The following is an 11,261-nucleotide window of genomic DNA, read 5'->3' on the forward strand; positions in this document are numbered from 1 at the left end:
GGGGGTCAGGGTGCAGCGGGCAGAAGGCCCGCGATGCCGTACAGCGCGGCCAGCTCGCGCAGGCGCGGCGACAGGCCCTTGACTGAGAACCCCCGGCCCAGCGCGCTGGATTCGCGCCGGCACTCGAGCAGCACCGCCAGCGCGGAGGAATCGAACTGGGCCAGTGCCGTGGCGTCGACCACGGTGGACGACGAATCGGCCTGGCCCTTGAGCCCCTGCTGCAGCATGCGCATGCAGGCAGGAGCCTCGTCGTGGGTGAGTCGGGAGGGAAGGACCAGCATGGCGTGCGCCCGTCAGCCCTTGCCGTTGCCCTTGTTGCGCGCGGCCAGCGCGGCAATCAGGCCATCGATGCCGCTCTTGTTGATTTCCTGCGCGAACTGGGTGCGGTAGGTGTCGACCAGCCACACGCCCAGCACATTCAGGTTGTAGACCTTCCAGCCGGCGCCCTGCCCCGGCGTCTTTTCGAGGCGGTAGTCCAGTTGCACCGGATCGCCGCGGCCCTTCACCTCGGTACGCACGAGCACGTCGGTGTCGGTGGGCGCGCCGCGGAACGGGCGGATGATGACGGTCTGGTCACTCACCTGGTCGAGCGCGCCGGCGTAGGTGCGCACGAGCAGGGTCTTGAACTCGTCCTGCAGGCGCTTTTGCTGCTCGGGCGTGGCCTGGCGCCAGGCCGGGCCAACGGCCGAGGCGGTCATGCGCTGGAAATTGACGTTGGGCATGATCTTGCTGTCGACCAGCAGCATGATCTTGTTGATGTCACCGGCCTTGATCGACGAATCGGCCTTGATGGTCTCGAGCACGTCGGTCGACAGGCGCTTGACGAGCGCGTCGGGGGCTTCGTCGGCCGCGAATGCGCTCTGATGCACGAAGGCGGTGGCAGCGCCGAACAGCAGCGCGCCGGCCAATGCCAGGCGGCCCAGGTCGCGTCGTTGCAGCAAGATCTTGTTGTTCATGGTGAGTCCCTCAGGTTGAATTGTCTTCCCTGCACGGTGCAGCCAATGGCCCCGTGCTGAGACAGGAACGGTTTCGACAGGCGCCAGGCCGACCGGGTTCCTGAAGCGGAGGTGAAGCCTTGCAACCGGATGCAAGCAGGACCACCCCGTCCGCCCCCTTTTGCCGTCACTTGCCGGCGTTGTCGTCCGGCGGGTTGCCGTCGTAGACCTGGTTGCGGCGGCGCTGCAGGAACGCATCGCGGGTGAACGAGTACTTGTCGAGCGCGGCTTCGTCGAGCAGGCGCGTGGCGCCCAGGTAGCGCGAGCGGGTGTCCACGACACGCAGGCCGGCCAGCGAATTGCGCCAGGCGATGTCGTGGATGTGGCCCTGCGCGTCGCCGTACATGTCGAGCGGCCGGGCGATCGTGTCGCGCAGCGTGGAAGGGCCGAGCAATGGCAGCACGACGTACGGACCGGCGCCCACGCCCCAGTAGCCCAGTGTCTGGCCGAAGTCTTCCTCGTGGCGCGGCAGGCGCGCCTCGGAGGCAACGTCGAGCAGGCCGCCCAGGCCGAAGAAGGTGTTGACGTTCAGCCGCATGAAGGTCTCGGCGCTGTTCTGCAGCTTGAGCTGGGCCACGTTGTTGGCCAGGCTCCAGATGTCACCGAGGTTGCTGAAGAAGTTGGTCACGCCCTGGCGCACCAGCGAGGGCACCACGTTCTGGTAGGCAGTGGCCACGGGCTCCAGCACGGCCTCATCGACGGTGTCGTTGAAGCGCGTCATGCCGCGGTTGTACGGCTCGAAGGGGTCGGTCGGGCTTGCGCCGGATCCGGTGGCGCATCCGGCCACGAGGGCGAAACCGACGGTGGCGGTGGCCCAACGGGCGGAGCTAGCTACACTTTTAATAGCAGTCGACGAAAAAAGTCGTGTGGTCATTTCTTGTTGGCTGTTCCCGGCGCCGTATTCCCCTCGGCGGCCTTGCTGTACAGGAACTGGCTGATCAGGTTCTCCAGCACCACGGCCGATTGGGTCGCGGTGATGGTGTCGCCGGCTTGCAGGTTCTTTTCCTCGGCGCCCGCCTCGATGCCGATGTACTGCTCGCCGAGCAGGCCACTGGTCAGGATCTTGAGCGAGCTGTCCTTGGGAAAACTGTAACGGTTTTGCAGCGCAAGCGTCACATCGGCCTGAAAGGCCTTGTCGTTGAACGCGATGGATTCCACACGACCGACCACCACGCCAGCGCTCTTGACCGCGGTCTGGGGCTTGAGCCCGCCGATGTTGTCGAAACGCGCGGTGACCGTGTAGGTCTTCTGGAAGTTCAGGCTCAACAGGTTGGCCGACTGCAGCGCCAGGAACAGCAAGGCGGCGCCGCCGATCAGCACGAACAGGCCGACCCAGATGTCGTTGGTGGAACGTTGCATGGTTTGCACTCTCTGTCTAGAACGATGGAGCCGAGGCCCCTTTAGATACTGAACATCATGGCGGTGAGCAAGAAATCGAGCCCCAAGACCGCCAGCGACGCCATCACCACGGTCCGCGTGGTGGCGCGCGACACGCCCTCGGGCGTCGGCTGGGCCTCGAAGCCCTGCAGCAACGCGACGAAGGTCACGGTGAAACCGAACACGATGCTCTTGATGACGCCGTTGCCGACGTCGCGCCAGACATCGACGCCGCCCTGCATCTGGCCCCAGAACGCGCCCGGGTCGACGCCCAGCATCAGCACGCCCACGACATAGCCGCCCATGATGCCGACCGCGCTGAACACGGCCGCCAGCAGCGGCATGGTGATGACGCCGGCCCAGAAGCGCGGCGCGAGGATGCGCTGCACCGGGTCGACCGCCATCATTTCCATGGCGCTCAACTGCTCGTTGGCTTTCATGAGACCGATCTCGGCCGTCAGCGAGGTGCCGGCCCGGCCGGTGAACAGCAGGGCCGCCACCACGGGACCGAGTTCGCGCACGAGGCTCAGCGCGACCAGCAGGCCGAGCGCCTCGGACGAGCCGTAGCGCTGCAGCGCGTAGTACATCTGCAGCCCGAGCACAAAGCCCACGAACAGACCCGACACGCCAATGATGGCGAGCGAGTAGTTGCCCAGGAAATGGATCTGGTCACGCACCAGCCCGAAGCGGCGCATGATCTGCGCGCCCGGGCCGAGCAGGCGCAGGAAGAGCTTGGCCGCATGGCCCATGTCGGCCAGTTGGCTGCGCACGGCAAAGCCGACGTCGGCGGGCTTCCACCAGGTCATGAGCGCCCTCCTTCGCCATTGCCGAAGTCGTCTTCGATGCTGACACCGGGGTAGTGGAACCGCACCGGCCCGTCAGGCAGTGCATTGACGAACTGGTGCACCAGCGGATCGACGCTCTCGCGCACCTCGTCGGGCCGCCCCTGCGCGGCGATGCCGCCGTTGGCCAGGATGATCACGTGATCGGCGATGCGGAAGGTTTCCTCGAGGTCGTGCGACACGATGATGCTGGTGAGGCCGAGCGCGTCGTTGAGCTGGCGGATCAGCCGCGCGGCCGTGCCCAGCGAGATCGGATCGAGCCCCGCGAAGGGCTCGTCGTACATCACGAGGTCGGGGTCGAGCGCGATCGCACGCGCCAGCGCCACGCGCCGCGCCATGCCGCCCGACACCTCGCTGGGCATCAGGTCGCGCGCGCCGCGCAGGCCGACGGCGTCCAGCTTCATGAGCACGATGTCGCGCACCAGCGCTTCCGACAGCTGCGTGTGCTCGCGCAGCGGAAAGGCCACGTTGTCGAACACGCTGATGTCGGTGAACAGCGCACCGAACTGGAACAGCATGCCCATGCGGCGCCGCGCCGCATACAGCGTCGCGACATCGAAGTGACCGACATCCTTCCCGTCGAACAGCACCTCGCCGCGTTGGGCGCGCTGCTGGCCGCCGATGAGGCGCAGCACGGTGGTCTTGCCGCCACCCGATGCCCCCATCAACGCCGTCACCTTGCCGCGCGGCACGGAAAACGACACGCCGTCGAGGATCGCGCGCGCGCCGTAGCCGAACGTGACATCGCGGAATTCGACGAAGGAGGAAGACGTGGGTGTGGCTGGGTCCATCTCAATAAAAAAGCCGGGCGCCTTCTCAGGCATCCCGGCATGCGGTTTCCGCGGATGATAACGGGGCCGCGAACGGCGCCGCTTCAAATGAAACAAAAATCAGCGCGGTAAGTCGCTGAATCCCATCAAAAATTCGTCGACCGAACGCGCCGCTTGACGGCCCTCGCGAATTGCCCACACCACCAGCGATTGGCCGCGGCGAATGTCACCTGCGGCGAACACCTTGGGCACATTGGTGGCATAGCCGCCGATGAAGTCGACCGTGGCGCGCGCGTTGCCGCGGGCGTCCTTCTCGACACCGAAGGCGTCGAGCACGGTGGCCACGGGGCTGATGAAGCCCATCGCCAGCAGCACCAGGTCGGCCTTGAGGATCTGCTCGCTGCCGGGCACTTCCTGCATCTTGCCGTCCTTCCACTCGACGCGCACGGTCTTCAGGCCGGTGACCTTGCCCTTCTCGCCGATGAACTCCTTGGTCGAGATGGCGAACTCGCGCTCGCAGCCTTCTTCGTGGCTGGAGCTGGTGCGCAGCTTGATCGGCCAGTAGGGCCAGGTCAGCGGGCGGTTCTCTTCTTCCGGCGGTTGCGGCATCAGTTCGAACTGCGTGACGCTCACGGCGCCGTGGCGGTTGCTGGTGCCCACGCAGTCGGAGCCGGTGTCGCCGCCGCCGATGACGATGACGTGCTTGCCTTCGGCGCGCAGCTGGCCCTTGACCTTGTCGCCTGCGTTGACGCGGTTCTGCTGCGGCAGGAACTCCATCGCGAAGTGGATGCCGTCGAGATCGCGGCCGGGCACCGGCAGGTCGCGCGACTGCTCGGCGCCGCCGGTGAGCACCACGGCGTCGAAGTCTTTCTGCAGCTGCTCGGGCGTGACGGTTTCCTTGGCCAGGTTGGTGACCTTGGAGCCCTTGCCTAGCGGGTCTTTGGCGGCACCGACCATCACGCCGGTGCGGAAGGTCACGCCCTCGGCCTTCATCTGCTCGACGCGGCGGTCGATGTGCGACTTCTCCATCTTGAAGTCGGGAATGCCGTAGCGCAGCAGGCCGCCGACACGGTCGTTCTTCTCGAACAGCGTGACGTCGTGGCCGGCGCGCGCCAGTTGCTGCGCGGCGGCCATGCCGGCCGGGCCGGAGCCCACCACGGCAACCTTCTTGCCGGTCTTGTGCTTGGCGACGCGCGGCGCCACCCAGCCTTCGTCCCAGGCGCGGTCGATGATCGCGTGTTCCAGCGACTTGATGCCGACCGCGTCGTCGTTCACGTTGAGCACGCAGGCGGCCTCGCAGGGCGCGGGGCAGATGCGGCCGGTGAACTCGGGGAAGTTGTTGGTCGAGTCGAGCACCGCGAAGGCGTTTTGCCAGTCGTCGCGGTACACGAGGTCGTTGAAGTCCGGAATGATGTTGTTGACCGGGCAGCCGCTGTTGCAGAACGGCGTGCCGCAGTCCATGCAACGTGCGCCCTGCACCTTGGCCTGGTCGGTGTTCAGGCCGACGACGAATTCCTTGTAGTGCTTGACGCGCTCTTCGACAGGCTTGTAGCCCTCTTCGATGCGCTCATGCTCCATGAAGCCGGTGATTTTTCCCATCGTGCTTTCCTCTGTTCTTCGTATCTGTGGCGCGCTCAGACGGCGGCCGTGGCGGGCGCGGCCAGTGCGTGCGGCTCGAGGCCGACGTGGGCGTTGTTGCCGCTGCTGGCCAGCTCGACCTGGCGGTCGTGCAGTTCGGCCAGGGCGCGCTTGTACTCGTTCGGGAACACCTTGACGAACTTGGTGCGCGACTCGGCCCAGCTGTCGAGCAGCTCGCGCGCGCGCTTGCTGCCGGTCCAGCGGTGGTGCTCTTCGAGCAGCTTCTTCAGCTGCGCTTCGTCGGTCTCGCCGCCGTGCCAGATCTTGCGATGCACGCTGGCGGTCTGCTCGGCCGAGGTGAGCACCTTGTCGAGCGACACCATCGAGAGGTTGCAGCGCGAGGCGAACTGGCCGTCTTCGTCGTAGACGAAAGCGACGCCGCCGCTCATGCCGGCCGCGAAGTTGCGGCCCGTCTTGCCGAGCACGGCCACCGTGCCGCCGGTCATGTATTCGCAGCCGTGGTCACCGGTGCCTTCGATGACCGCCGTGGCGCCCGACAGGCGCACCGCGAAGCGCTCGCCGGCCACGCCGCACAGGTAGGCCTCGCCGGTGGTCGCGCCGTACAGCGCGGTGTTGCCGACGATGGTGTTGCGCGCGGCTTCACCGCGGAAGTCCAGGCTGGGGCGCACCACCACGCGGCCGCCCGAGAGGCCCTTGCCGGTGTAGTCGTTGGCGTCGCCGATCAGGTACAGCGTGATGCCGCGTGCCAGGAAGGCGCCGAACGACTGGCCGCCCGTGCCTTCGAGCTGGATGCGGATCGAGTCGTCGGGCAGGCCCTGCGGATGCACCTTGGTCAGCGCGCCCGAGAGCATCGCGCCCACCGAGCGGTTGACGTTGCGTGCCACCTCGATGAACTGCACCTTCTCGCCCTTGTCGATGGCGGGACGCGACTTCTCGATGAGCTTCACATCGAGTGCGCGCTCGAGGCCGTGGTCCTGGTTCTCGACATGGAAGCGCGGCACGTCGGCCGGCACGATCGGCAGCGCGAACAGGCGGCTGAAGTCCAGGCCCGAGGCCTTCCAGTGCTCGATGCCCTTGCGCATGTCGAGCAGGTCGGCGCGGCCGATCAGGTCGTCGAACTTGCGGATGCCCAGCTGGGCCATGATCTGGCGCACTTCTTCCGCAACGAAGAAGAAGTAGTTGACGACGTGCTCGGGCTTGCCCGAGAACTTCTTGCGCAGGATCGGGTCTTGCGTGGCCACGCCCACCGGGCAGGTGTTCAGGTGGCACTTGCGCATCATGATGCAGCCCTCGACCACCAGCGGCGCGGTGGCGAAGCCGAATTCGTCGGCGCCCAGCAACGCGCCGATGGCGACGTCGCGGCCGGTCTTCATCTGGCCGTCGGCCTGCACGCGGATGCGGCTGCGCAGGCGGTTGAGCACCAGCGTCTGCTGCGTTTCGGCCAGGCCGATTTCCCACGGGCTGCCCGCATGCTTGATCGACGACCAGGGCGAAGCGCCCGTGCCGCCGTCATGGCCCGCGATCACGACGTGGTCGCTCTTGCACTTGGCCACGCCCGCGGCGATGGTGCCGACGCCGATCTCGCTCACCAGCTTCACGCTGATGCTGGCGTGCGGCGCGGTGTTCTTCAGGTCGTGGATGAGCTGTGCGAGGTCTTCGATCGAGTAGATGTCGTGGTGCGGCGGCGGCGAGATGAGGCCCACGCCCGGCACCGCATAACGCTGCTTGCCGATGTACTCGGTGACCTTGCCGCCGGGCAGCTGACCGCCCTCGCCCGGCTTGGCACCTTGCGCCATCTTGATCTGGATCTGGTCGGCCGAGTGCAGGTACTCGGCGGTGACGCCGAAGCGGCCCGACGCGACCTGCTTGATGCGCGAACGCAGCGAGTCGCCGTCGTTCAGCGGCAGATCGACCTCGACGTTGGCCGCGCCGATCACGCTCTTGAGCGTGTCGCCCTGCTTGATCGGGATGCCCTTCAGTTCGTTGCGGTAGCGCGCCGGGTCTTCACCGCCTTCGCCCGTGTTGCTCTTGCCGCCGATGCGGTTCATGGCAATGGCGAGCGTGGCGTGCGCCTCGGTGCTGATCGAGCCGAGCGACATCGCGCCGGTGGCGAAGCGCTTGACGATCTCGGCAGCCGCTTCGACTTCGTCCACCGGAATGGCCTTGGCCGGATCGATCTTGAACTCGAACAGGCCGCGCAGCGTGAGGTGGCGGCGGTTCTGGTCGTTGATGAGCTGCGCGTATTCCTTGTACGTGTTCCAGTTGTTGGAGCGCGTGCTGTGCTGCAGCTTGGCGATGGCGTCGGGCGTCCACATATGCTCTTCGCCGCGCGTGCGCCAGGCGTACTCGCCGCCGGCGTCCAGCATGTGGGCGAGCACGGGGTCGTCGCCGAAGGCGGCCTTGTGCATGCGGATGGCTTCCTCGGCGATTTCGAAGACGCCGATGCCTTCCACGCGGCTGGCGGTGCCGGTGAAGTACTTGTTCACCGTCTCGGTGTTCAGGCCGATGGCTTCGAACAGCTGGGCGCCGCAGTAGCTCATGTAGGTGCTGACACCCATCTTCGACATGATCTTCGAGAGGCCCTTGCCGATGGCCTTGACGTAGTTGTAGACCGCCTTGTCGGCGCTCAGGTCGCCCGGCAGGTCGGCGTGCATGGCCGCCAGCGTTTCCATGGCGAGGTACGGGTGCACGGCTTCGGCGCCGTAGCCGGCAAGCACGCCGAAGTGATGCACTTCGCGCGCCGAACCGGTCTCGACCACGAGGCCGGCGGTGGTGCGCAGGCCCTCGCGCACGAGGTACTGGTGCACGGCCGACAGCGCCAGCACGGCGGGGATCGCCACTTGCGTCGGGCCCACGCCGCGGTCGCTCACGATCAGGATGTTGTGGCCGCCCTTGATGGCATCGACGGCTTCGGCGCACAGCGAGGCCAGCTTGGCTTCGACGCCTTCATCGCCCCAGCCCAGCGGGTAGGTGATGTCCAGCACGTAGCTCTTGAACTTGCCTTGCGTGTAGCGGCCGATGTCGCGCAGCTTCGCCATGTCGGCGAAGTCGAGAATAGGCTGGCTCACTTCGAGCCGCATCGGCGGGTTGACCTGGTTGATGTCCAGCAGGTTCGGCTTGGGGCCGATGAAGGACACGAGCGACATCACGATCGCTTCGCGGATCGGGTCGATCGGCGGGTTCGTGACCTGCGCGAACAGCTGCTTGAAGTAGTTGTACAGCGGCTTGTTCTTGCTGGAGAGCACGGCCAGCGGGCTGTCGTTGCCCATGGAGCCGATGCCTTCTTCGCCGGCCTGCGCCATCGGGCTCATCAGGAACTTGATGTCTTCCTGGGTGTAGCCGAAGGCCTGCTGGCGGTCGAGCAGCGCGACCTGGCTCACCGGGATCGCGGCCGGCTCGGCCTTGACGCTGTCGAGCTTGATGCGCAGGTTCTCGATCCACTGCTTGTAGGGCTTGCTGTTGGCGAGGGTGGCCTTGACCTCCTCGTCGTCGATCATGCGGCCCTGCTCCAGGTCGATGAGGAACATCTTGCCGGGCTGCAGGCGCCACTTGCGCACGATCTTCTGCTCGGGCACGGGCAGCACGCCCGACTCGGAGGCCATGATGACCAGGTCGTCGTCGGTCACGCAGTAGCGCGAGGGACGCAGGCCGTTCCGGTCGAGCGTGGCGCCGATCTGGCGGCCGTCGGTGAACACGATGGAGGCCGGGCCGTCCCACGGCTCGAGCATGGCGGCGTGGTACTCATAGAACGCGCGGCGGCGCGTGTCCATGGTGGCGTGCTGTTCCCAGGGCTCGGGAATCATCATCATCACGGCCTGGCTGATGGGGTAGCCGGCCATCGTCAGCAGCTCGAGGCAGTTGTCGAAGGTGGCGGTGTCGGACTGGCCGGCGAAGCTGATCGGGTAGAGCTTCTGCAGGTCGGCGCCGAGCACGGGCGACGACATCACGCCTTCGCGCGCCTTCATCCAGTTGTAGTTGCCTTTGACCGTGTTGATTTCGCCGTTGTGGGCGACATAGCGGTACGGGTGGGCCAGCGGCCACTCGGGGAAGGTGTTGGTCGAGAAGCGCTGGTGCACCAGGCCCAGGGCCGAGACGCAACGCTTGTCCTGCAGGTCGAGGTAGTAGGTGCCCACCTGGTCAGCCAGCAGCAGGCCCTTGTAGACCACGGTGCGGCTGGACATGCTCGGAACGTAGTATTCCTTGCTGTGCTTGAGCTTCAGGCGCTGGATGTTGGCACTGGCGGTCTTGCGGATCACGTACAGCTTGCGCTCCAGCGCGTCCTGCACGATCACGTCGTTGCCGCGGCCGATGAAGATCTGGCGCAGCAGCGGTTCCTTTTCGCGCACGGTGGGCGACATGGGCATGTCGCGGTTGACCGGCACGTCGCGCCAGCCCAACAGCACCTGGCCTTCGGCCTTGATGGCGCGTTCCATCTCTTGTTCGCAGGCTTCGCGCGAGGCGTGTTCCTTCGGCAGGAAGATCATGCCGACGCCGTATTCGCCGGGCGGGGGCAGCGTGACGCCCTGCTTGGCCATTTCTTCGCGGTACAGCAGGTCGGGCAGCTGGATCAGGATGCCCGCGCCGTCGCCCATCAGCTTGTCGGCGCCGACAGCGCCGCGGTGGTCGAGGTTCTCGAGGATCTTCAGGCCCTGCAGCACGATGGCGTGGCTCTTCTCGCCCTTGATGTGGGCGACGAAGCCGACGCCGCAGGCGTCGTGCTCATCGGCACCGGAATACAGACCGTGTTCTTGGAGGTGTTGAATCTCGGCAGCCGTCGTCATGGCGCGCTCCTTCAGTTTTCGCAGGGAAAGGGAGCATATTGCGATGCACAAAGAATGCCAAACACTTTAATAGGGGTCAGATTCCTATTAAATCTTGAGTTTTCTTGTCAGAATTAAATTGGGGACATATCAAAAATAGCAGCATGATTTCCAACAGGGGTGCGGCTTTCAGCCGCTTTCAGTCCGGATCTTTGGCGGGCGCAGGCGGCCGGCCGGCCTTGGCCTTGATCACACGGCGCTCGGTGGACTTCTGCAACGTGTCCAGAAAACCGTCGTCGCCGGCCGCCCAGCCGCGCAAGGTGGCCTCGGTCAGGGCCTGCTGATCGGCCGCGCGAACCCCGCCACGCACCAGTTCGGCATACGCCGCCTCCCGCGCGAAGGGCGTGTTGCCGAGCTCCCAGTACAGCGGATGCGGCGTCAGCAGCCGGTCCTGCCGCAGGCCGGCGTAGTGGCCGTGGCTGGACCACGGGAAGTCGCGCGCTTCGGCGACCATGCCGGCGCGCACCGGATTCAGGTCGATGTAGGCCATGCAGGTCAGCAGGTAGCGCTCGGTCTGGATCAGGGTCGATCTGTAGCGCCCTTCCCACAAGGTGCCGCTGCGGCCATGGCGGTCGTTGAAGTAGCGCACGTAGCTGCGCCCGACCGACTGCATGAACTGCGGCAGGCCCGTGGTGCTGTCGGGCGTGGCCAGCAGGTGGAAATGGTTGTCCATCAGCACGTAGGCATGCAGCGCGATGCCGAAGCGCACGGCGTTCTCGGCCAGCAGGCCGAGCAGCTTCTCGTGGTCGGCGCGGTCGACGAAGATCGGCTGGCGGTTGTTGCCGCGCTGGATCACGTGGTGCGGCATGCCGGCCAGCGTGAGACGGGGAAGACGGGCCATGGGGACGATGGACGACG

At 66.2% G+C, this 11,261-nt stretch carries 9 protein-coding genes; all 9 read right to left on the reverse strand.

What is annotated here, in order from left to right; all coding sequences use genetic code 11:
- Window positions 1–5 precede the first annotated feature (5 nt).
- Window positions 6–281 carry an STAS domain-containing protein gene (locus AC07SQ_RS16805; RefSeq protein ID WP_495270009.1) on the reverse strand — a complete coding sequence of 92 codons (276 nt, stop codon included), beginning with the start codon at window positions 279–281 and terminating at the stop codon, window positions 6–8.
- A gap of 12 nt (window positions 282–293) precedes the next feature.
- Complete coding sequence (locus AC07SQ_RS16810; RefSeq protein WP_495272441.1) at window positions 294–956, reverse strand: MlaC/ttg2D family ABC transporter substrate-binding protein; 663 nt, start codon at window positions 954–956, stop codon at window positions 294–296.
- 166 nt (window positions 957–1,122) lie between these two features.
- On the reverse strand, window positions 1,123–1,869 hold the full coding sequence (locus tag AC07SQ_RS16815; protein ID WP_495272440.1) for an MlaA family lipoprotein: 747 nt from the start codon (window positions 1,867–1,869) through the stop codon (window positions 1,123–1,125).
- Window positions 1,866–2,354, reverse strand: coding sequence for an outer membrane lipid asymmetry maintenance protein MlaD (gene mlaD, locus AC07SQ_RS16820; RefSeq protein ID WP_062471729.1), 489 nt, complete (start codon window positions 2,352–2,354; stop codon window positions 1,866–1,868). The genes AC07SQ_RS16815 and mlaD overlap by 4 nt, the downstream gene beginning before the upstream one ends.
- Before the next feature lie 41 nt (window positions 2,355–2,395).
- Window positions 2,396–3,178 carry a lipid asymmetry maintenance ABC transporter permease subunit MlaE gene (mlaE, locus tag AC07SQ_RS16825; protein ID WP_062471733.1) on the reverse strand — a complete coding sequence of 261 codons (783 nt, stop codon included), beginning with the start codon at window positions 3,176–3,178 and terminating at the stop codon, window positions 2,396–2,398.
- The gene (locus AC07SQ_RS16830; protein ID WP_070059938.1) at window positions 3,175–4,038 is read right to left on the reverse strand and encodes an ABC transporter ATP-binding protein; all 864 of its coding nucleotides are present in this window, start codon (window positions 4,036–4,038) and stop codon (window positions 3,175–3,177) included. The genes mlaE and AC07SQ_RS16830 overlap by 4 nt, the downstream gene beginning before the upstream one ends.
- A 66-nt stretch (window positions 4,039–4,104) precedes the next feature.
- Window positions 4,105–5,583: a glutamate synthase subunit beta gene (locus AC07SQ_RS16835; protein ID WP_070059939.1), complete on the reverse strand. Its 1,479-nt coding sequence runs from the start codon at window positions 5,581–5,583 to the stop codon at window positions 4,105–4,107.
- 35 nt (window positions 5,584–5,618) lie between these two features.
- The gene (locus AC07SQ_RS16840; RefSeq protein WP_495272439.1) at window positions 5,619–10,364 is read right to left on the reverse strand and encodes a glutamate synthase-related protein; all 4,746 of its coding nucleotides are present in this window, start codon (window positions 10,362–10,364) and stop codon (window positions 5,619–5,621) included.
- Between the two features lie 178 nt (window positions 10,365–10,542).
- The gene (locus AC07SQ_RS16845) at window positions 10,543–11,244 is read right to left on the reverse strand and encodes a transposase (protein WP_495270006.1); all 702 of its coding nucleotides are present in this window, start codon (window positions 11,242–11,244) and stop codon (window positions 10,543–10,545) included.
- Window positions 11,245–11,261: the final 17 nt, after the last annotated feature.

It is taken from the genome of Variovorax sp. GW821-FHT06D12, assembly GCF_059419205.1.